The organism is Roseibium suaedae (assembly GCF_900142725.1).
Lineage (GTDB): Bacteria > Pseudomonadota > Alphaproteobacteria > Rhizobiales > Stappiaceae > Roseibium > Roseibium suaedae.
Map to the genome: position 1 here is coordinate 614,753 of NZ_FRBW01000002.1, position 21,145 is coordinate 635,897.

General features: G+C 60.7%; 23 protein-coding genes. 18 read left to right on the forward strand and 5 right to left on the reverse strand.

The features are described 5' to 3' along the window. The first annotated feature begins 20 nt into the window (after nucleotides 1-20). From BUA94_RS09905 to eda, 5 genes are all read left to right on the forward strand, one after another. Nucleotides 21-1,091, forward strand: coding sequence for an ABC transporter permease (locus tag BUA94_RS09905; RefSeq protein ID WP_084082012.1), 1,071 nt, complete (start codon nucleotides 21-23; stop codon nucleotides 1,089-1,091). Continuing rightward, nucleotides 1,088-1,864 (forward strand): ATP-binding cassette domain-containing protein, encoded by a 777-nt coding sequence (locus tag BUA94_RS09910; RefSeq protein ID WP_073012440.1) that lies wholly within the window; start codon nucleotides 1,088-1,090, stop codon nucleotides 1,862-1,864. The genes BUA94_RS09905 and BUA94_RS09910 overlap by 4 nt, the downstream gene beginning before the upstream one ends. Nucleotides 1,865-2,246: 382 nt before the next feature. Continuing rightward, nucleotides 2,247-3,719 carry a glucose-6-phosphate dehydrogenase gene (gene zwf / locus BUA94_RS09915; RefSeq protein ID WP_073012443.1) on the forward strand — a complete coding sequence of 491 codons (1,473 nt, stop codon included), beginning with the start codon at nucleotides 2,247-2,249 and terminating at the stop codon, nucleotides 3,717-3,719. Nucleotides 3,720-3,887: 168 nt separating this feature from the next. Continuing rightward, the gene (edd, locus tag BUA94_RS09920; protein ID WP_073012447.1) at nucleotides 3,888-5,708 is read left to right on the forward strand and encodes a phosphogluconate dehydratase; all 1,821 of its coding nucleotides are present in this window, start codon (nucleotides 3,888-3,890) and stop codon (nucleotides 5,706-5,708) included. A gap of 91 nt (nucleotides 5,709-5,799) precedes the next feature. Then, on the forward strand, nucleotides 5,800-6,438 hold the full coding sequence (eda, locus tag BUA94_RS09925; RefSeq protein ID WP_073012450.1) for a bifunctional 4-hydroxy-2-oxoglutarate aldolase/2-dehydro-3-deoxy-phosphogluconate aldolase: 639 nt from the start codon (nucleotides 5,800-5,802) through the stop codon (nucleotides 6,436-6,438). Between the two features lie 86 nt (nucleotides 6,439-6,524). Here the strand turns inward: eda and BUA94_RS09930 are convergent, their stop codons facing one another. After that, nucleotides 6,525-7,079, reverse strand: a complete 555-nt coding sequence (locus BUA94_RS09930) for a PilZ domain-containing protein (RefSeq protein WP_073012453.1) — start codon at nucleotides 7,077-7,079, stop codon at nucleotides 6,525-6,527. An 88-nt stretch (nucleotides 7,080-7,167) separates the two neighbouring features. Beyond that, nucleotides 7,168-7,758, reverse strand: coding sequence for a LysE family translocator (locus BUA94_RS09935; RefSeq protein WP_073012456.1), 591 nt, complete (start codon nucleotides 7,756-7,758; stop codon nucleotides 7,168-7,170). 195 nt (nucleotides 7,759-7,953) lie between these two features. Between BUA94_RS09935 and BUA94_RS09940 the strand changes: the two genes are divergently transcribed. From BUA94_RS09940 to BUA94_RS09995, 12 genes are all read left to right on the forward strand, one after another. Continuing rightward, nucleotides 7,954-8,757 (forward strand): delta-class carbonic anhydrase, encoded by an 804-nt coding sequence (locus BUA94_RS09940; protein WP_073012459.1) that lies wholly within the window; start codon nucleotides 7,954-7,956, stop codon nucleotides 8,755-8,757. A gap of 337 nt (nucleotides 8,758-9,094) precedes the next feature. Next, nucleotides 9,095-10,717: a glucose-6-phosphate isomerase gene (pgi, locus tag BUA94_RS09945; protein WP_073012462.1), complete on the forward strand. Its 1,623-nt coding sequence runs from the start codon at nucleotides 9,095-9,097 to the stop codon at nucleotides 10,715-10,717. A gap of 270 nt (nucleotides 10,718-10,987) precedes the next feature. Next, nucleotides 10,988-11,308, forward strand: coding sequence for a RebB family R body protein (locus tag BUA94_RS09950; RefSeq protein ID WP_208980041.1), 321 nt, complete (start codon nucleotides 10,988-10,990; stop codon nucleotides 11,306-11,308). 223 nt (nucleotides 11,309-11,531) lie between these two features. Then, a complete protein-coding gene (locus BUA94_RS09955; protein WP_073012468.1) occupies nucleotides 11,532-11,738 on the forward strand; it encodes a hypothetical protein in 207 nt (68 codons plus the stop codon). Between the two features lie 185 nt (nucleotides 11,739-11,923). After that, nucleotides 11,924-12,703: an oxygen-dependent tRNA uridine(34) hydroxylase TrhO gene (trhO, locus tag BUA94_RS09960; RefSeq protein WP_073012471.1), complete on the forward strand. Its 780-nt coding sequence runs from the start codon at nucleotides 11,924-11,926 to the stop codon at nucleotides 12,701-12,703. Between the two features lie 190 nt (nucleotides 12,704-12,893). Next, nucleotides 12,894-13,493: a hypothetical protein gene (locus BUA94_RS09965; RefSeq protein ID WP_208980042.1), complete on the forward strand. Its 600-nt coding sequence runs from the start codon at nucleotides 12,894-12,896 to the stop codon at nucleotides 13,491-13,493. Nucleotides 13,494-13,616: 123 nt separating this feature from the next. Beyond that, nucleotides 13,617-13,889, forward strand: a complete 273-nt coding sequence (locus tag BUA94_RS09970) for a hypothetical protein (RefSeq protein WP_073012474.1) — start codon at nucleotides 13,617-13,619, stop codon at nucleotides 13,887-13,889. Between the two features lie 172 nt (nucleotides 13,890-14,061). Further along, a complete protein-coding gene (locus BUA94_RS09975; protein ID WP_073012476.1) occupies nucleotides 14,062-14,538 on the forward strand; it encodes a hypothetical protein in 477 nt (158 codons plus the stop codon). Between the two features lie 324 nt (nucleotides 14,539-14,862). After that, entirely contained in the window at nucleotides 14,863-15,132 is a 270-nt protein-coding gene (locus BUA94_RS09980; RefSeq protein ID WP_073012479.1) for a glycine zipper domain-containing protein, read from the forward strand. 43 nt (nucleotides 15,133-15,175) lie between these two features. Next, nucleotides 15,176-15,445, forward strand: coding sequence for a glycine zipper domain-containing protein (locus BUA94_RS09985; RefSeq protein ID WP_073012482.1), 270 nt, complete (start codon nucleotides 15,176-15,178; stop codon nucleotides 15,443-15,445). 123 nt (nucleotides 15,446-15,568) lie between these two features. Continuing rightward, on the forward strand, nucleotides 15,569-15,856 hold the full coding sequence (locus BUA94_RS09990; RefSeq protein ID WP_073012484.1) for a hypothetical protein: 288 nt from the start codon (nucleotides 15,569-15,571) through the stop codon (nucleotides 15,854-15,856). Nucleotides 15,857-15,989: 133 nt separating this feature from the next. Beyond that, nucleotides 15,990-16,865 (forward strand): SMP-30/gluconolactonase/LRE family protein, encoded by an 876-nt coding sequence (locus tag BUA94_RS09995; protein WP_073012487.1) that lies wholly within the window; start codon nucleotides 15,990-15,992, stop codon nucleotides 16,863-16,865. Between the two features lie 11 nt (nucleotides 16,866-16,876). Here BUA94_RS09995 and BUA94_RS23585 read toward each other — a convergent pair whose 3' ends face one another. The 3 genes from BUA94_RS23585 to BUA94_RS10010 all read right to left on the reverse strand — a co-directional run bounded on the left by BUA94_RS23585 (nucleotide 16,877) and on the right by BUA94_RS10010 (nucleotide 18,598). Beyond that, nucleotides 16,877-17,551 carry a hypothetical protein gene (locus BUA94_RS23585; protein ID WP_073012490.1) on the reverse strand — a complete coding sequence of 225 codons (675 nt, stop codon included), beginning with the start codon at nucleotides 17,549-17,551 and terminating at the stop codon, nucleotides 16,877-16,879. Between the two features lie 87 nt (nucleotides 17,552-17,638). After that, a complete protein-coding gene (locus BUA94_RS10005; RefSeq protein ID WP_073012494.1) occupies nucleotides 17,639-17,863 on the reverse strand; it encodes a RebB family R body protein in 225 nt (74 codons plus the stop codon). 105 nt (nucleotides 17,864-17,968) lie between these two features. Beyond that, nucleotides 17,969-18,598, reverse strand: a complete 630-nt coding sequence (locus BUA94_RS10010) for an RNA polymerase sigma factor (RefSeq protein WP_208980043.1) — start codon at nucleotides 18,596-18,598, stop codon at nucleotides 17,969-17,971. A gap of 488 nt (nucleotides 18,599-19,086) precedes the next feature. On the opposite strand from BUA94_RS10010, the gene BUA94_RS10015 reads away from it, so the two are divergent. After that, the gene (locus BUA94_RS10015) at nucleotides 19,087-21,087 is read left to right on the forward strand and encodes an acyltransferase family protein (RefSeq protein ID WP_175558028.1); all 2,001 of its coding nucleotides are present in this window, start codon (nucleotides 19,087-19,089) and stop codon (nucleotides 21,085-21,087) included. The last annotated feature ends 58 nt before the right edge of the window (nucleotides 21,088-21,145 follow it).

The following is a 21,145-nucleotide window of genomic DNA, read 5'->3' on the forward strand; positions in this document are numbered from 1 at the left end:
CCCGCCTGGAGGACCGTGCCGTGAGCAACACCGACAGCTTCGAAGAGGTCGTGAAAACGCGCCGCGAAGAGAAATTCGCGGAGTTCGACACCACCGAAAAGGGTGTCTTGCAGAAGTTTCATCACGCCCTGCACACCAACACCGCCCTTGTGCCGCTGATCGTGCTTCTGGCCGCCATTCTGGTGTTCGGCCTCATTCTCGGCGAGAAATTCTTCTCTCCCTTCGCCCTGACTTTGATCCTGCAGCAGGTTCAGATCGTTGGCGTTCTGGCAGCAGCCCAGAGCCTGATCATCCTGACCGCCGGCATCGACCTCAGCGTCGGCGCTGTAGCCGTGCTGTGCTCGGTGATCATGGGGCAATTCACATTCCGCTATGGCGTTCCGCCCTTTTTCGCGGTCCTGCTTGGTCTTGCATTCGGCACGGCGATCGGCGCGGTAAACGGCTGGCTGGTCTCCAAGGTCAAGCTGCCGCCCTTCATCGTCACCCTCGGCATGTGGCAGATCGTGCTGGCGGCGAACTATCTCTATTCCGCAAACGAGACCATCCGCTCGCAGGATATCGAAGCCCAGGCGCCCTTCCTTCAGGCCATGGGCACGACCGTGAAACTGGGCGGAGCCAATCTGACCTTCGGGGTGATCCTGATGGTGATCCTGGTTCTCGTGCTGGCCTATGCCCTGCGCTCCACCGCCTGGGGCCGCCATGTCTATGCTGTCGGCGATGATCCGGAATCAGCAAAGCTGGCAGGCGTGAACGTCCATAAGACCTTGATGTCCGTCTACATGCTGGTCGGTTTCATCTGCGGCCTGGCGGCCTGGGTCATGATCGGCCGCTTCGGCTCGGTCTCCCCCTCGGCCACCACCGGCGTCATTGGCAACATCCAGGCCATCACGGCCGTGGTGATCGGCGGCATCTCGCTTTTCGGCGGACGCGGCTCGATCCTCGGCTCCTTCTTCGGCGCGCTGATCGTTGGCGTGTTCGAACTCGGCCTGCGCATGGCCGGTGCCGACCCGCAATGGACCTTCCTTCTCATCGGCGTGCTCATCATTGCCGCCGTCACGGTTGACCAGTGGATCAGAAAGGTAACGGCATGAGCGATCCCATTCTCAAGGCCCGCGGCCTCAACAAGCGCTACGGCAAGGTCACCGCGATCGACAATTGCGACTTCGACCTGATGCCCGGGGAAATCCTGGCCGTGATCGGCGACAATGGCGCCGGCAAGTCCACTCTGATCAAGGCCCTGTCCGGCGCGGTTCAGCCGGACAGCGGCAAGATCTGGCTTGACGGTCAGGAGGTTGCTTTCGCCTCGCCCAACGACGCCCGCGCCAACGGCATCGAGACGGTCTATCAGACCCTCGCCATGTCCCCTGCCCTGTCGATCACAGACAACATGTTCATGGGCCGGGAGCTGCGCAAGCCGGGGCTGATGGGCAAGCTGTTCCGGACCCTCGACAAGAAGGCCATGGAAGACTTCGCCCGTGAAAAGCTGGCGGAGCTGGGGCTCATGACGATCCAGAACATCAACCAGGCGGTTGAGACCCTGTCAGGTGGTCAGCGCCAGGGTGTCGCCGTGGCAAGAGCGGCAGCCTTCGGATCGCGGGTGATCATCCTCGACGAGCCCACCGCGGCGCTCGGCGTCAAGGAATCGCGCCGGGTGCTGGAGCTGATTCTCGACGTGCGCTCGCGCGGTATCCCGATCATCCTGATCAGCCACAACATGCCCCATGTGTTTGAAGTGGCGGACCGGATCCATATTCACCGGCTCGGCAAGCGGGCAGCGGTCATTCGCCCAAGCGACTTCTCCATGTCGGATGCGGTCGCCATCATGACCGGCGCGATGGAACCGCCCGCCAGCATGGCTGCCTGATCAGCCGGTTCGGTGACTGGTCAAGCGACCTGCCGAGTTGACCGGCAGACGCCCAGACCGGCCCATGCACATCCCGTTTCCAGCCTGCCTCTGCCGATCTTGGCAGGCTGGAATTGCCCGCGCCGCACTGCGCTTCCGACCCGCACCGGAAGCGCAGTGCGGCGTTCCATCTGGCGAAAGCCGGCAAATGCTCACATATGCAAGGGGTTGACCTTCTGCAGCAGTTACCGGCCTTATCACCGGATGCCGAATGTGTTACATTTTATTCGGACACCAAAAAAATTTGGCCTTCAGAGCCAAATTTCTCGAAATCGGCTGCTGACAGAGCATTTAAACCGATTTAAAAGCTGCATGAAAGATCTACGAAGTGAGGACAGCCCCTATGGCGGTACGCGTGATTGAAGTCGCTGAGTTCGACCTGGTAGTGTTCGGAGCCTCCGGTGACCTTGCGCACCGCAAGCTGATCCCGGCGCTGTACCACCGCTGTGCCGATGGTCAGGTTCCGGAAGGCGCGCGGATCATCTGCAGTGCCCGCCGGGACTATTCATCCGACGACTATCGTCAGTGGGCCCGCGAAGCCCTGCAGGAGCATGTGAGCGATCTCGAGGACGAAAGCCTCGAGCATTTCCTCGCCCGCCTGCACTATGTGAAGATCGACGTTGGCGGCACCGAAGGCTGGAGCGAGCTGCGCACCCTTCTCGATGAGCGCCCGGACGTGGTCCGTGCCTTCTACCTCGCTGTCGGCCCGGATCTCTTCGGCACCATCTGCCAGGGCATCGGCAACGCAGGCCTTGTCAACGAGCAGACACGTGTCGTGATCGAAAAGCCGATCGGCAAGGACGGAGCCTCTGCAAAGAGCTTGAACGACACGGTTGGCGCAGTGTTCAAGGAAGAGCAGATCTTCCGTATCGACCACTATCTCGGCAAGGAAACCGTGCAGAACCTGATGGCTCTGCGTTTTGCCAATGCCCTGTTCGAGCCGCTGTGGAACGCCGCCCATATCGACCATGTGCAGATCACCGTTGCGGAATCCCTGGGCGTCGGCGGCCGTGCGGGCTATTATGACACGGCAGGCGCCCTGCGTGACATGGTGCAGAACCATATCCTGCAGCTGCTCTGCCTTGTTGCCATGGAACCGCCGGAGTCCATGAATGCAGACAGTGTGCGCGATGAGAAGCTGAAGGTCCTGAAGGCCCTCTCGCCGATCACCGAGGCGAACGCAGACAAGCTGACCGTGCGCGGCCAGTACCGCGCCGGAGCTTCGGCAGGCGGCGCCGTTCCGGGCTACCTGGAAGAACTCGGCCATGACGGCAGCACGACAGAAACCTTCGTTGCACTGAAGGCGGAAATCGCGAACTGGCGTTGGGCTGGCGTGCCCTTCTACCTGCGTACCGGCAAGCGTCTTGCCCAGCGCGTTTCGGAAATCGCCGTCCAGTTCCGCCCGATCCCGCATTCCATCTTCGACGCGGAAGCGGGCCACATTTCTGCAAACCGCCTGGTCATCCGCCTGCAGCCGGACGAAGGCGTGCAGATGAAGGTCATGATCAAGGATCCGGGTCCCGGCGGCATGCGCCTGCGCGAAGTGCCGCTCGACATGAGCTTTGCGGAAGCCTTCAAGATCCGGAACCCGGACGCCTACGAGCGGCTGATCATGGACGTGATCCGCGGCAACCAGACCCTGTTCATGCGCCGCGACGAAGTGGATGCAGCCTGGGCCTGGATCGATCCGATCCTGGACGCGTGGAAGTCCTCCAAGGACACGCCGCGCAGCTACACCGCAGGCACCTGGGGCCCATCGGCCTCCATCGCCCTTGTGGAACGCGACGGACGCACCTGGGCTGAAGATGGCCTCTGAGCCGCAACAAGATTGAAGCGCAGGCGCCCAGCCTGCGCCCCAACCGGTCAAGGGGATGACCGGTAAAAGGGAAGGCCGGCCAATGTGCCCGCTTTCCGGCTGTCCGGTACGCCCGCATGGGCGGACGCGCCTTGCGACAGCCAGAATCGAGGAGAGAAGGACAGTTCCATGACGATCCAGGCCCGTATCGGCGAGGTGACCGAACGCATCGCAAGGCGCAGTCATGACAGCCGCTCAATCTATCTCGACCGGATCCGTTCTGCGGCAGAAAAAGGCCCGCAGCGCTCCAGACTGGCGTGCGGAAATCTGGCCCACGGCTTTGCCGCCTGCGCACCGGGAGACAAGGCCGCCCTATCCGGCGACGTTGTGCCGAACCTCGGCATCATCACCGCCTACAACGACATGCTGTCTGCCCACCAGCCCTACGAGACCTATCCGGACATCATCCGCAAGGCGGCCCATGACATTGGTGCGGTTGCCCAGGTCGCTGGCGGCGTGCCTGCCATGTGCGATGGGGTGACCCAGGGCCAGGAAGGCATGGAACTGTCGCTGTTCTCACGCGACATCATTGCCATGTCCGCCGCAGTCGGCCTGTCCCACCAGATGTTCGATGCAGCCGTTTTCCTCGGCATCTGCGACAAGATCGTCCCCGGCCTGACCATTGCTGCCCTGTCCTTCGGCCATCTGCCTGCGATCTTCATTCCGGCTGGCCCGATGACCACCGGCATTTCCAATGACGAGAAGGCCAAGACCCGCCAGCTCTATGCCGAAGGCAAGGTTGGCCGGGCCGAGCTGCTTGAATCCGAGTCCAAGTCCTACCATGGCCCGGGCACCTGCACCTTCTACGGCACGGCGAATTCCAACCAGATGCTGATGGAGATCATGGGCCTGCACATGCCGGGCGCGTCCTTCGTCAATCCGGGCACGCCCCTGCGCGATGCCCTGACCCGGGAAGCTGCCCAGCGCGCGCTGGCTATTACCGCGCTTGGCAACGAGTACACGCCGGCAGGCGAAATCATCAATGAGAAGGCCATCGTCAATGGCGTGATCGGTCTTCATGCCACCGGCGGCTCGACCAATCACACCATGCATCTGGTCGCCATGGCCAATGCGGCCGGCATCAAGCTGACCTGGGACGATATTTCCGACCTCTCCGACGTGGTGCCGCTGCTTGCGCGCGTCTATCCGAATGGCAAGGCGGACGTGAACCACTTCCAGGCAGCAGGTGGCCTCGGCTTCCTGATCCGGGAACTGCTCGGCGAAGGCTACCTGCACCGGGACGTGAAGACCGTCTTCGGCAACGGCCTTGATGCCTATACCGTTGAAGCCAAGCTCAATGACGATGGCACTGTGCGCCGCGATCTGGCCCCGGAAGTTTCCGGCGACGAAGCCGTGCTGGCCCCCTTCTCCAAGGCCTTTTCCGCCAATGGTGGCCTCAAGGTCCTGTCCGGCAACATCGGCAAGTCGGTCATCAAGATTTCCGCCGTGGCCAAAGAGCGTCACATCATCGAAGCCCCTGCCCGGGTGTTCCATTCCCAGGAAGACTTCCTGGCAGCCTTCAAGGCCGGTGAATTCACCAGTGATGTTGCAGCCGTCGTCCGCTTTCAGGGCCCCAAGGCCTGCGGCATGCCGGAACTGCACAAGCTGACCCCGTCCCTCGGCATTCTTCAGGATCGGGGCCACAAGGTTGCGCTGATCACCGATGGCCGCATGTCCGGCGCATCCGGCAAGGTGCCAGCCGCCATCCATGTCACGCCGGAAGCTGCCAATGGCGGCGCCATTGCCAAGATCCTGGATGGCGACATGATCCGGCTCGACGCGATCACCGGCGAGTTGACCGTTCTGGTCGATCAGGCGGAATTCAACGCCCGCCCGGTTGCTGTTCAGGACATGTCGGCACATGAGGCTGGCGTCGGACGCGATCTTTTTGCGGCCTTCCGCGCCAATGTGGGCGCCGCCGATACGGGAGCACATGTGTTTGGCGCTTGAAAAACAGCGCCAAATGTCCCATTCGCTTACCCGCGCCTTAAAACGGTTTAAGTGCGTATTGGAAGCCTGCCCGAAAGCTGGAGAAGTCTAGATGCCGCAGAACATTGCCCGCGTTGAACAAGTCATGCTGGCCGCACCCGTGATCCCGGTCCTGATCATCGAGGACGCCAAGAAGGCGGTTCCGATGGCGGAAGCTCTTGTCCGCGGCGGCCTTCCGGCAATCGAGATCACCCTGCGCACCGGCTGCGCGCTGGAAGCGATCAAACTGGTTGCAGACAATGTGGAAGGCGCCATTCCAGGCGCGGGCACCGTCCTGAACCTGGCTCAATATGAAGCTGCTGTCGAAGCCGGATCCAAGTTCATCGTGTCTCCAGGCGCAACTCCGAAGCTCCTGGACGCTGCCGAACAGTTCGACGTGCCGCTCCTGCCGGGCGCGGCGACCTCTTCCGAAGTCATGGCGCTTCTGGAGCGCGGCTATGAGCGGCTGAAGTTCTTCCCGGCCGAGCAGGCTGGCGGCGCAGCCTATTTGAAGTCCCTGTCCTCCCCGCTGGCCGCAGCAAAGTTCTGCCCGACCGGCGGCGTGAGCCTGGAAAAGGCCCCGACCTACCTGGCCCTGCCGAACGTCCTGTGCGTCGGCGGCTCGTGGATTGCGGATGCCAAGGCGATTGCCAACGAAGATTGGGCAGGCATCGAAGAGCGCGCCCGCGCCGCTGCAGCCCTCAGGGCCTGACCGGCCTCTGACAGCCTCAGACAAACAATCACAGCCCGGCCCCCGCCGGGCTGTTTTGCTTATCACACACGAGAGAAGAGATCAGATCAGGCCGCAGGGCCTTCTTCTTTCTCTTCTTTCTCGTCTTCCGCGTTCCAAAGCAGGCGAAGCCCCGCAGCGCCCTCGTTGCGCCAGGCAAATTCACCCACCATGGGCTTGCCGAATTTCACCATTTCCAGCACGACTTCATCTGGAAGAGACATGAGGCCTTCGCCGACCACACGGCAGCCGTTGCGGCCCGCATCGACGATGGTCCCGGAAATTTCCGTCCCAGTCTTGTTGTCCTTCAGAACCACGGGAATATTCACCGGATTGCGGCGCTCCCGCCGCTTTTCGCGGCCAGCGGCCTGCTGCCTGGGAAAGACGACGGCGGCATTCTTGCCGCGAACGGCCGTGACGGTGGCCTTGATCAGTTGTTTTTCCGCTCCAAGACGAATGCCAATGGTCTTGTGAAGCGCGGTGGCGTCCGGCGAAACGATGCTGCAGCCCCATTGGGTCACATTGGTAATTTCCCCTTCGATACAGGCAAGCGTATCGAAATCCACGACGAGCACGGGCTCGCGCAGATCGGGTTGGTTGCGCAATTCTTCAAGACTGGACATGAGGCACCTCTGAGGCAATCAGAATTGCATAACGCAGTTTCCAGCCGCTTAAACTCTCGCGAGAAATTTATAAGACTTAAGTCGGAGATCAAAAGCTGTTCAGCGCGGCAATGACAACCACCGCCAGCATGGACAATGCCATTGCCAGATTGATGACGAAATGGCTGCGCGGGCTGAGATTAAGCCGGTGCAAACCGGCGCCAGCCCCGAGCCAGATCAAATGAACAGGGATCCAGACCGCATTCAGCAGCAGGAACTTGACCAGGATCTCCGCGACAAGGGCATCAGGCCAGAAACCGAAACCGCCATAAAGAGCCGCATTGACCACATAAGCCTTGGGATTGATGGCCTGCAAGGTCAGCCCGCCCATGAGGCCAGGCGCCTTTTCTGCGTGAATGAAGGCAATCTTCGATCCGGACAGGGCAATCTTCGCCGCCAGATACAGCAGATACAGAAACGACAGGCCCGCAAGAACCTCCCGCAAGAAAGGCACCGAAAACACGATCGCCGCCAGTCCTGTGACCACCGCCAGTCCGACAAGGTTGTTCCCGATCCAAAGCCCGGCCACGTAACGCAGTCCCGCGGACACACCAAAGCCCGACCCAACGCCTGCAGCAGACAGAACGCCCGGCCCTGGAGTGATCAAGAGAAAGAAGACGGCAGCAAGAAAGGACAGCATTCCTGACTGGTACCGTCATTTGGCAAAAACGACAATAGCGGCTCAGCTACATTTGATACAAACAACATCTATAAATATAGATGATCAAATTTCACTTCATTTTCTGTTCAAGAAAAGTAAATTGACCAAATTCAAAAACCGAACATTAAATTTTACGAAGCACCGTCTCTACACCTGATTTCGGGAGGAGCATAGATGCAAGTATTTATACGTACTCTACTTACGGCCGGCTCGGCCCTTGCCTTGATGGGCACCAGCAGCTTCGCCGAGGAACTCTGCAAGGGTTTCGGTCCGCAGACGCCGCGGGATATCTCCATGAAGGACGGCACCAACCACCGGGTGTTCAACCTCGCGCCCGAGGCGAGCTCCATGAACCTGTGCAACATCCACACCCACACGAACGCAGAGCACAAGGGACCGGGCTTTTCCATTTCTGCCGGAACGGGTGAACACGGTGGCTTCAAATGCAATGAAACCGACAGTCTGACAGCCGCTGAACTGGCCATGCCGACGGGAGGTCACAATGAGGAAGCCTTCCACGGCGTAAAACCTGGCGACACGATCGAAGTTCACTGGGTCTATTCTTCCTGCGACGTGCAGCCGGGCAAGGGGCTGGGCGCGTGCCTGTCCAACAGCTGCGCAAATCCGCAATTGCGCGTCGAGTCGCAGGTGTTTCTGGTCGTGAATGATCCCAAGGCCGCCAATTTCATGGACTTTGCCTATATGGGCAATGCGGTGAACGGCTTCCAGCAACCCAAATCGCTTCCCGCCGGAACGGGCACTCCAGTGGTCTTTGCCGGATCGACAACGGGACCGAGCTACACCGAGGCAACCTGCTCGCCGCTTCAAGTGACCTGGAGCGTTCACCCGCAATGCGCCAAGCTCGACATCAACTCGCTGAACGCCTGGGCCAAGGAAGACAAGGTCTTTGAAGAAGACCATTCCCATGGGGTGCGCCAGCTCGTCACAGCGCAGGAACTGCTGGCTCCAATCCAGTAACGCCTCTGCGAATAGCCTTTGAGAATGAGGCGGGGCATAGATCCCGCCTCAGACTTCTGACAAAGCTTCCACTTCTCCGCCAACATACTCGGCGTTAAGCCGAGGACATAAACAAGTCAGTGACTTGCAGATGGTCGGGTCAAGCCCGACCATGACAAATGGCAAAGAGCCTCCCTTTGTCATCAAACCCGGGCGGCGCCTTTACTCCTCTCCGGACGCCTGCACCTGTTTTTCTGCCTCGCCCCCTGCCCCCTTCCGGCGAGCTGTGCTATCCCCTTTCCCGACGCTCGGAAACTGATCCAGAGCCTCGACCTAATCGATTTAAAGGGAAGCGAATATGGCCGTGTCCGATACCTTCGAGAAACTCTCTGCCCATGCGAAGGCCATGCAGGAAACGACGCTGCGCGATCTTTTTGCAAGCGACGCAGACCGGTTTTCGAAGCTTTCCGTCAGCAATGAAGACCTGCTGATCGACTTCTCCAAGAGCCTCGTAGACAGCACCGCCCTCGACCTTCTGATCGGCCTTGCCGAAACCGCCGGTGTCGAGCAGCACCGTGCAGCCATGTTCGCGGGTGAAAAGATCAACAGCACCGAAGGCCGCGCCGTTCTGCACACCGCCCTGCGCAACCAGTCCGGCGATCCTGTTCTGGTCGACGGTCAGGACGTGATGCCGGACGTCTTTGAGGTTCTCGGCGCCATGTCCGATTTCGCCGATGGCATCCGCTCGGGTGAGATCGTCTCTTCCAGTGGCGATCCTTTCACGGACGTGGTCAACATCGGCATCGGCGGGTCGGACCTTGGCCCGGCCATGACCACGCTCGCGCTGGCGCCCTATCATGACGGCCCGGACCTGCACTATGTCTCCAACGTGGATGGCGCTCACATTGCCGACACCCTGGCGAAGCTCGACCCGGCCACCACGCTGATCATCGTCGCGTCCAAGACCTTCACCACCATCGAGACCATGACCAACGCCCAGACGGCCCGGCGCTGGATCTCCGAGACCCTGGGCGAAGACGCCGTCGGCGACCATTTCGCGGCTGTCTCGACCGCCCTCGACAAGGTTTCCGCCTTCGGCATCGACGAAGAGCGGGTCTTCGGTTTCTGGGACTGGGTTGGCGGCCGATACTCGATCTGGTCAGCCATCGGCCTGCCGCTGATGATCGCGATTGGCCCAGACGCCTTTGCCGAGTTCCTGGAAGGCGCCCATGCGATGGACCGGCACTTTGCCGAAGCCCCGCTCAGCGAGAACCTGCCGGTTCTGCTCGGCCTCATCGGCATCTGGAACCGGGACTGCCTGGGTCACGCTGCCCGCGCCGTTCTTCCCTATGACCAGCGCCTGTCGCGCCTGCCAGCCTATCTGCAGCAGCTTGATATGGAATCCAATGGCAAGCGGGTGAAGCGCGACGGCACGCCGGTCGACCGGGAAACCGGACCGCTCGTCTGGGGGGAACCTGGCACCAACGGCCAGCACGCTTTCTACCAGCTCCTCCATCAGGGCACGACCGTCATCCCTTGCGAGTTCATTGTCGCGCGGAAGGGGCACGAAGAAGACCTCAGCCTGCATCACGAGATGCTGGTTGCCAACTGCCTGGCCCAGTCCGAAGCATTGATGCTCGGCCGCACGCTGGCAGAAGCCAAGTCCCTGCTGGAAAAGGCCGGACTGGCTGCGGATGAAGTCGAACGCCTTGCCCCACACAAGGTCTTCCCGGGCAACCGCCCCTCGCTCACGATCGTCCATGACCAGTTGACGCCCTACGCGCTCGGCCGCCTGATCGCCCTTTATGAGCACCGGGTGTTTGTCGAGGGCGTGATCTGGGGCATCAATTCCTTTGACCAGTGGGGTGTGGAACTGGGCAAGGAACTGGCCACAGCCCTGCTGCCCATGGTCCAGGGCAAGGCCTCTCCGGATGGTAAGGACAGCTCCACCCTCGGTCTGCTGGCCAGCATCCGCGGCTGACAAGGTCCTTGATCCGGAATTGAAGACGGAGCAGCTGGTCTGCTCCGTTTTTTATTGCATGCATTCTGCACCGCTTTGGCTTCCACTTTTTTGCCTTGGACGACGGCGCGTGCCTGCCTCAGGCTGACAGTCTTCCGGACACCCGGGACGCTTGAGCCCGCTGCTTTCTCCAAATTGCACGGGTTTCGCGTCACAAGCCCGCCGCGCAATGCGTCTCTGCAAGTGTCCGTAGCCGGCAGTGCCGCTGGCTCAGCATGAAGGAGTATGGAAATGGCAGAATTGGTGAACCCGATGATCACGGATGCCGTGACCCAGTCGAACGTCAAGGTGGTCGGCGAGTCCCCGGCCATGGCCCTCAGCACGATGTATCAGGCGATGGCGCACTCGACCGGCGTCCTGTTCGAGAATGCAGTCGCTGCCCAGCAGCAGCAGAACATTCTTGCTCAGGCCTCCGTCAACCAGGGCGTGATGCAGATCTACAGCCTCGACACCACCGCCGCAGCTGGCGCCAGCGAGAAGGTTGCCCAGACCGGCGTTTCGGACAACCTGACCAGCCTGCTGACGGTTCTGAACGCCTTCAACAGCCGCTAACACCAAGAGGCATCCGCATCCGGTCCGGCTCCGCATTGTTTTACGATGCGGAGCCTTACTGTATGCAATGCATTAACAACTTTTGATACATACTCTCAGAACAATAAAGTATTCATCCATTCAACAGATTGAAAAATCTAGCCGAATGCGCGAATAAAATACTTATTACAGGGCAGGAATAAATATAAATATTTCAGATAGATCGAATGACGAGGATCTATGCATGACCCAAAGCCAGACGACCCTGACAGAATTCAATCAGATCGAAACCTCCGCAAAACAGAGAATTGACCTGCTCAATGCGGAGCTCGCGGTGCTCAACGGCATCCTGAAACTGCAACGGCTGTCGGCTGGTGCAAAAGCGGCAACCTCTCCCGGCATTGATACCATTGAAGAACTGAAAACCCTGCTCGCCTCGCTCAAATCCTGAAGGGGCAGACCGGCTCAAGACCTTCTCTTAAGCCCTGCCAGTCCATCTGGCGGCAGGGACTGGACGCGGCATGGCAGCGGGTCCGATGAATTGCGGACTTCTCATCCGCTGTCCGCTGGCGTAAGAAGCGGGCAACCGTTGACCGCGTTAACGTGGCAAAGCCCTCATCCAGCCAGACTGAAGATATGTCCAAGACACTGATCGCCGCTCTTTACAAGTTCGCTCCGCTTCAGGATTTCACCGACCTGCGTGATCCGCTGAAGGCCTATTGCGAGGAGCGCGATGTGCGCGGCAGTCTGCTTCTGGCCTCCGAGGGCATCAACGGCACGATCTGCGGCCCGGAAGAAGGCGTTCGTGACGTGCTTGCCCATCTGCGCGCCGATCCGCGCCTGGAGGGCCTCGAGCACAAGGAAGCCTGGGCCGACCGTCCGGTCTTCAAGCGCATGAAAGTACGCCTCAAGCAGGAAATCGTGCGGCTTGCCGTTGATGGCATCGACCCGAACGAGACCGTCGGCACCTATGTCGCTCCGGAAGACTGGAATGAACTGATCAGCGATCCGGATGTGGTCGTGATCGACACCCGCAACGACTACGAGTTCGCTTTCGGCACGTTTGAACGGGCGCTCAACCCGAAAACCCAGTCCTTCCGCGAATTCCCGGCCTGGGTTCAGGAAGCAATCGAGCTGGAGAACAAGCCGAAGGTCGCCATGTTCTGCACCGGCGGCATCCGCTGCGAGAAGGCGACCGGCCTCATGCTGCGCGAAGGCTTCGAGGAGGTCTACCATCTCCAGGGCGGTATCCTGAACTACCTGGAGAAGGTGCCGGAAGAGGAAAGCCTCTGGAAAGGCGAATGTTTCGTCTTCGACGACCGCGTTTCCGTCGATCACCAGCTCCAACCTTGCTGGGGCAAGTGGGTTCCGGAAGAAGCCCGCCACGTCATCAATGACGACACCAATTACGACTGAGGCAGGGTCCGGGGCGAAACTCGGACTTTAACCTTTCATTAACTTTTCCTACACTGTTCCCGCCAATGCTCAGGCCAGCGCCGCCGCGCTGGTCTAAGCTGTTCCGGAGGCTGACCTGAGACGCTTGAAAAGCGCGCAGGCAACCTCGGATCGGCAAGGTTCTGAGCCAGTACAGGCAGGGGGAAAGTCGATGAAGATGCCGTTCGGATTGAAAGCTGTATCTGCGCAAGCCAGCTGCCTGCTGCTTGTCTGCTCCATGTCCCTGCCCGCCTCTGCGGGCCAACGCTCCTGCTATGAGGAAACGGTGGTACCCGCTGTCTACCAGACCGTCGAAGAGCAGGTTCTCGTGCGCCCTGCCAGCGCTGGATATATCAAGCATCCTGCGGTCTATGCAGAACAGGAAAGGCGGATCATCGTTCAGTCCGCCTCGATCGCCTATCAGACCATTCCAGCCGTCTATCAATGGCAAACCCGGCGGGTCATGGTGCGGCCAGCCTCGGTCAGCTGGGAATATCAGGTCCGCCATGGCAAGCGCATTCTCTGTGAGGTCAAGCATCCGGCCGTCTATCAGAACCAGAGCCAGAATGTGATGGTCCAGAGAGCAAGCCGGGTGAAGGTGACCCTGCCGCCCGTCTATGGATCGGTGCGCGAACGTGTGCAGGTTCAGCCTGCCTGGAGCGAGCGCGTCGAAAAGCCGGCGGTCTATCGAACCGTGACCAGGCAAGTGAAAGTCCGTGATGCCCAGTCGGTCTGGCGTCCTTTGAAATCCCGGGGCGGCTGCCGTTCCTGATAAACGCAAAACAGCAAGGGCAGAGCGCCCTCAGAATTGTTTTGATTTTTATGTGCGCAGGGCGTTCACATTCCCCATCCGCCTGCGTCCAATCTGGCAACTGAGACACAGCAGGAGACGGGTGTGCCCAGGCATCCGACAGGCCAATTTCTGACGACCGGTATCCGACAATGCGCCTGGCCTTTTGCCAAAAGCAACCGGCTGGCCGCAGGGGACGATGCCGACGACAGCGAGCAAGGCAAGGACAATCACGAGGATCCGGCTTCACGCCAGACACCTCCCCCGCCAGCTTCGCCGGACAAGGAAAGACAGCTGAAGGATGTTGTCCGCAGCCTGGACCGGAAGGATCAGGAAGAGCTGCTCACCGTTCTGAACCAGATCCTCGGGCGCGACTGAACATCCAGCACCCGCTCCACTGTGCCTTGAGTTCGAAACCGGCAAGACAGACGAACCAGCCGGATCAGGAGAAGGGATCAGGATCATGCCTCCACTCGCGAATTCCACCCCAAACGGACAGCCGTCTGGCACAGGCACAAGCACCGCAACCAGCACAGGAAATCCTTCCACTTTGCTGCAGAGCCTTCTGGAAAGCTTTGTCCAGAGCACAAAGCTGCAGGGGGAAGTGCAAAGCCTCTACAGCTCCATGCCGCAGCTTTTCAGCATCGCGGGAAGCATCCTTGAACAAAAGGAAGCTGGCGAAAAGGCGCTGGAAGAAACGGTCAAGACCGCTACCCGTGTTCTCACCGACGCACGAAGCCGTGCAGCAGATCTTTCCAAGGCTCTCAAGACCCAGGAAACCGTGCTCGACCAGATCCTTCAGGATGAAACCCTGCTGATCAATGTCCTGAAAACGGGCAGCAGGGAGCTTCCTCCGGTCGTGACAGCCCCCGGAAATGTGCCACTTGCCCGCGCGGCTCAGATCGCCAGCGCAGATCCCCGGATTGCCAAGGGGGTGAACGACCTGAAGTCCATGATCCTCGACATCGTGCAGGAAGAGGTACGACGGTCCATCAATGGCAGATCGGCCCCGGCAGGCCCGCGCTAAGGGAATTGACTTGCGGAGCGTCAGACCGGGACCTGCGGCGGCGCTTCGCCATCTCACAAAGCCTCCCCAACACACATCCCATGGCACAGGAATGAAAAATCCTGTTGTTTCTTATGCCCCCCAGCCATTGACCGCCGTCTTTTCGCCCATATAACTCCTCATAGGTCCTCCTGCGGAATGCGGTCTTCCTCCGGGAGATTGCGAAGACCGGCAAACGACATTACGCTTGGGGAGTTTCCGGCATCAGGCGCAGTTTGCGCATTGCCGCCGGCAGGGTTTGGGTAATTTGAAACAACGATTCCTGGGCTTTAGGAGAGTGTAATTATGAAGAAACTCATCGTTGTGGCCGCGAGCGCCCTGCTTTTGACGGCTTGCCAGTCTGACAGCCAGCGCGACCGCGCCCTCGTCGGCGGCGGTCTTGGCGCAGCAACGGGTGCTGCCATTGGTGCAGCTACCGGCAATGGCGTTGGCGGAGCCCTCGTGGGCGCAGCCATCGGCGGTGCTGGTGGCGCAATTGTCGGCTCCGCAACCACCCCGAAAAACTGCGTGGCTTATGACCGTTACGGCCGTCCGTACCGCGTTGCTTGCCCATAATACAAGAAATTCGACCACTCATTCTTTCCAGTGAGGAAACACGATGAAGAAGCTTCTCCTGATCGGCGCTGCCGCTCTTTTCCTGGCGGGCTGCCAGTCTGACAGCCAGCGCGACCGTGCGCTCGTCGGCGGCGGCCTTGGCGCTGCAACCGGTGCAGCCATCGGCGCAGCAACCGGCAACGGTGTTGGCGGCGCACTCGTTGGTGCGGCCATCGGTGGCGCCGGCGGCGCGATCGTCGGCTCTGCAACCACCCCGAAGAACTGCACGGCTTACGACCAGTACGGCCGTCCTTACGCAGTGTCCTGCCCGTAATACGGCACGCCTGACCAGGCGGGTCCGGACCTTTCCGGACCTGTCAGGGACAACAGGTCTTCAAGCGGCGGTTTCCGCGCTAGAATTACCCGGTGATTCGATCAGATTCGACAGGAGAATCGGATGAGCCGGGTTAGGTTCTGTGCGGTAGCCGCCGTTTTTGTGTCTTTGGCCCTCAGTGGCTGTGCCAGCAACACGGACAGCCAACGCGACCGCATGTTGATTGGCGGCGGATTGGGTGCGGCCACCGGTGCGGTCGTTGGCGCCGCGGCGGGTTCCACCGCAGGCGCTGCTCTTGCCGGTGCTGCGATCGGCGCGGTCGGCGGCGGGTTGATCGGTATCGTCACCACACCGCGCAACTGCATCGCCCATGACAAGGACGGCACGCCCTATCAGGTGCACTGCCCGTAAGTCCCGGCTTTCCGGCCGCAATTGGCCAGGTGCAACGCAGTCTATCCACCGGCAAGAACAAGCGTGTCGACGCCCCTGACCCGGCACGGTATAGTCCGCCACAACCAATGCGACCACCACCGGAGACCTAAGGGTGCCTTTCCAGATTTCGCGCCTCATCGAGCCGACCTACAAGCTTGCCGAATGCCCGACCTGGGATGAGACCACCGGAACGCTCTACTGGACCGATATCCAGGGCTGCACCATCCAGGCGATGGACTGGGCGACCCGCGCCATCAAAACCTTCACCTTCGACAACCAGGTCGGCTCCTTTGGACTGACCGATGACGGCAGGCTGATCGTTTCGGTCTGGGACAAGGTGATCCTGTTCGATCCCGCCACTGGTGCGCAGGAGCCACTTGCGGAAGTGGAGGCAGATCTTCCCAATACCCGCCTGAACGACGGCAAGATCGGGCCGGATGGCGCCTATTGGGTCGGCACCATGGCCACCGTCAGCCCGCGCGAACCTTTGGCAAGCCTCTATCGCATCGATGGGTCTGGCCGTGTCGACAGCATCCGCGAGGGCCTTCAGGTCTCGAACGGCCTCGCCTGGTCACCGGATGGCACGATCATGTATCACTCGGACTCAGGCCCGGGCTGGATCGAAGCCTATGGCTTTGAGCCTGCGACCGGAGCACTCGGCTCCAAGATGCTGTTTGCCCAGCAGACCAACGAAACCGGCCGCCCCGACGGGGCAACGGTGGACGCTGAGGGCAATTACTGGAGCGCTGGCGTCTCGGCCGGTGTGCTCAACTGCTTTGCCCCGGACGGCAGCCTGCTGCATGCCATCGGCATCCCCGCTCCCAAGCCGACCATGCCCTGTTTCTGCGGCCCGGACCTCGACCAGCTCGTGGTCACCAGCTTGCAGCCAGGCGGTGAACCGGAAGACAGCCTCTCCGGCAGCCTGTTCCTCGTCGAGGGCCATGGCACCCGGGGACTTCCAACCTACCGGTTCAAGACCGGCGCTTGAGGCACGGCCCCTTAACTGGACTTCAGGTCTGAAATCACGGTCTTGGCCGAGCTGCCTGCCGTTGTGCTGACCGTTCCGAAGACGGTCACAGCCTGTGTCACCATGTTCTGGATGTCCTCCATGAAGGGGATCTCCTTGATCGTGGAAGCGGGCTGAGGACCTTCTGCGGCCTTCTTGATGGCGACGGCCTGGGCTGCGACGGCGATCTGCATGATCGCATTCATGTAGTTCTTTGCATCCTGCACGGCCATCCCCGCTGTTTGACTGACCATGATCTCCGGCGGCGTGATCGCAATGTTATCCGCGTAATTGCTGGTCTCCGTGTTGGAGAACTGCACCGCCTGGACGACCTGCTGATTGAGCGCGGAGACGTTGGGCGTGGGAGCCTTTGCCGCCAGGGCGGCTCGGGTGTTTCCCGGCGTCTGGGCGGTTTTCTGGGGCAGGGTTGCAGCGGCCTGCTTCTGGTCGCCTGTGCGGGCAGCATTCCCTGCCCCTGCCCCTGCTTGTGCACCAGCCTGACCTGCCCCCAGACCAGAGCCCGGAGCGGTACCGGGAGCAGAACCAAGACCGGCAGCCTGTGCAGCCGCTGCCGCAGAGGCTTTGGGAGCCGTCCCGTCAGCTGCGGTCTTGCCGTCATCTCCGGCACCGGGCGCGGAACGCGCGCCAAACCAGCCACTCAATCCCATGGTCCGTCTCCTTGTGACATTGCCGGGACACATTCATCCCGATGACGACCGGCTAAAAGACAACATGCCTTCTCGCCGAAATTGAAGTTACTCGCCGATATCCATGATCAGCTGGCAGGCCTTGGACACGACCGCAGTCGTGATCTGGTTCATCGCCTGCTGACTGTGCACGGCATTCTGGATGGAGAGGCCGGAGGCGTGGCTTGCGACCTGATAGAGCGCTGCGATTGCCTGTGCCGGCGCCTCGGCCACCACCTTGACGTTGGTCTGGGTGACAGCATCCGTAATCTGGGAATTGACGTTATCGGCCATGGTTTCGTCCTGTCCTGTTCGCAGCCGGGTGCACATCCGGCAGAGGGAAGCGGAAGGGACAGGGCTCCAACGCACTCATGCACCTGTCCGCCACTCATGGACGCTTCAGCCCGCTGCGCGTGACAGGCGCTTCAAACTTTTTTCCGGCATGCAGCTCTCAGGGAGGCGGCAGCCTTCCCCCTCCCCCAGCGCTTGCCGCAACCTTTCCCGCAGGTGCTGAACCCGTTTGCGGGCAAGAGGCTCGGAAATCTCCAGCTGCTCCGCAATCACCCTGTAGCTTTGCTCCTCGCAGAACCTCAGCCTGAACACCTTGCGCAGTTCCGGCGGCAAGGCATTCACCACATGAACCACCGCCCGAAGCGTATCCTGGTGCCGCAGCAGGTTCTCCTGATCCGGCTGGTTGCTGGACAGGGAACTCTCATGATCGACATAGATATCCGCCCCGAAGTCCCGGACCTGCCGTTCCGACTGCACCCGGCGCATGCGGGAGATATGCTCGTTCTTCATGGCGAAGAGCAGAAAGGCGCGTGGTTCCCGGATTTCGGTCTCGTGCCTCTCCACATGAGCGACCGCCTTCACCAGTGTCGAAGACAACAAGTCCTCTGCATCCTCCCGGTTGCCGCGGGTCAGGCGAAGCGCCCTGCGTTTCAGCACCACGGCATCTTCGATCCAGCTCATCCAGATCCCAGCGGCAGACGCCAGAGCGCCATTTTCCGGTTCGTCCCTGTTGGTCACGAAGCCCTCCCGGTCCCCTAAACATGCCTTGTTTTCAATAGCTGAGAAGACGCGGGCCTCTTCGCGATGTGAATAAATTCTTGGACCAGCAAGACGCATCATCTGAAGGCACCTCCGCACCTGAACCGGCTGCGGACCGCCCAAAATGCAACCCGCAGCACAACCAAGATCAGCGTAACGGGAGACACAACCTTTAACAATCTAAAATTGCATCATCCGAAAGAAGCAACTTAATTTAGCTGCAGCTCATCCCTCCCCCTTCCCTGAGTGCCGGAGCAGCGTGGACAGAAAGCCTGCAGCCATTCTATTGTGCCGCGCGAAAAGACAGGGCCGATTGTCAGAACCGGCCCGAAAGCGGCTGAAGTGGCCTCAAGTGGAAACGACGTGACAATCTTCCTGCGCCGGACCGGCAAGCCCCTCAGCGACCGGCAAATCTCGCCGCTCAAGGCTCCCCTCTCCATGGGTCTTTCCCGCGGATGAGCGATGCCGTGTCCCCCGCTTTCCGTCAGGACCTGCAAGGCCTGCGTGCCCTTGCCGTCCTTGGCGTGCTGCTATTCCATTTTGGCGTTCCGGGTACCGAGGGCGGCTATGCCGGTGTCGACCTGTTCTTCGTCCTGTCGGGATTTCTGATCACGTCGATCCTGACGCGCCGGACCGACCCTCATCTTTCCTGGAAATCTCAGGCAGCGTTCATCTGGCGCTTCCTCGGCAAACGGCTCTGGCGCATTGCCCCTGCCCTCACCACAGTCGTGGCCGCCACTTGCGTTGCCGGCTGTTTCATTCTGACGCCGGAGGATTTCGCGTCTCTGGGAAAAGAGGCCTTTGCAGCCGTCACCTTCTGGCCGAACCTCCATTTCAGCGCGGAAGCAGATTACTTTGCGACGGCTTCCGCATACCGGCCTCTCCTGCACACCTGGTCGCTCGGCGTGGAGATGCAGTTCTACCTGCTCTGGCCAATCCTTCTCACCGCAATCCGGTTTCTGCCTGAAAACCGCCAGCGACTGTCGGTTCTTGCGCTTCTGGGACTGAGCTTTCTGGTCTGCCAGATCCTGACGTTCGCCGATCCCAGCGTTGCCTTCTACAATCCGGGCCCACGGCTCTGGCAGTTTCTCATTGGCGCTCTCGCTGCCTGGCATGTCACATCCGCCAAGGCTGCGCCTTCGGAGGGAAGCAGATGGCAGCAAGCGGCAGACTGGGCGACCCTTTGCGCTCTGCTGGCGACGCCTGTTGTTTTCGGCCCCGCAACGCTTTGGCCAGCGCCCTCGTCCATTCTGCCATGCGTCGCCGCTGGTTGGCTGATGTCAAGGCCCCGCAAGACGGCACTGGTTCAGGCCCTGCTGGAAAACAGGCTGCTCGGCGTGATCGGAACCTTGTCCTACAGCCTCTATCTCGTCCATTGGCCGCTGGTCGTCTATTCCAACATCCTGCTTTTCCCGGAACCAACCTTCGCAACCCGCATGGGCCTGCTTGCGACCTGTGTGCCGCTCAGCGCGCTGCTCTACCTCCTGATCGAGCGGCCAATGCGCAAACTCGGCGCTGCACAGGGGCTTCCGCCCTTGAAACTGGGAGGAATCGCGGCCTGGGGCGGAACCATCGCACTCTGCCTGTTGCTTGCCTCGAGCAAAGGCGTTCCGGACCGCTGGACAGCTGAGGATCTGGCGGCCCTGACCAGATCCGAGCGCCATCCGGATCTGTCCCGGCCGCTTTGCAGCACTCCCGGACTTGCAGGGCTCTGCAAACCGGAAAAATCCGGCGGAATTGCCCTGTGGGGTGATTCTCATGCAGCGGCGCTTGAAGAGCCCCTAAAGACCTGGGCAAACGAGACTGGCACGCCGTTCAGAGCCTTCATCGGCTACGGCTGCCCCCCGCTTCCCGGAGCCTATCTGCGCAACACACCGGTTTCCCTGCCGAAATCAAAGTGCCTGCGCAATGGCACGCCTGTGCTGGATGCCATTCTGGCCGATGACACGATCAGGACCGTGATTCTGAGCGCCCGCTGGGTCTGGTATTTCACCGGCACCCGGAACGGGCCGGATGGCGGCGGACCAGTCTATCTGACCCACGGCAAATGGGAGCTGGCAAGCAAGGCGGGCAACCAGGCCGTCTTTGAGGCTTCCTTGTCCCATCTGACGAAAGCCCTGCAAGCTGCCGGCAAGACCATTGTCCTGCTGCAGCCCGTGCCCGAATTCACCTTTGATCCGGTACGCTGCTATCAGGCCGAACTGCTTGGCCGGGAAGCTTCCGGCACCTGTCTGATGGCAAGGTCGGAAACAAGCGAGCGGCAGAACCGGGCCAATCACTTCCTAGAAAGCCTGGCGTCTCAGAACAGCTCAATCCGGCTGGTGCAGCCCGACGGCGTCTTTTGCTCGGACACGGCCTGCAGCCCTGTGCTGAAAGACAAGATGGCCTATCAGGACGATGACCACGTCAACAGGATCGGCGCGACCGCCCTGCTGCCCCTGATCCTCGAGGCAGCACAAAAGCCCTGACCGCAGAAAAGCACCAGGCCAAGCGCAAGACAGCAACAGACAACCGCGAGCGGTTGTT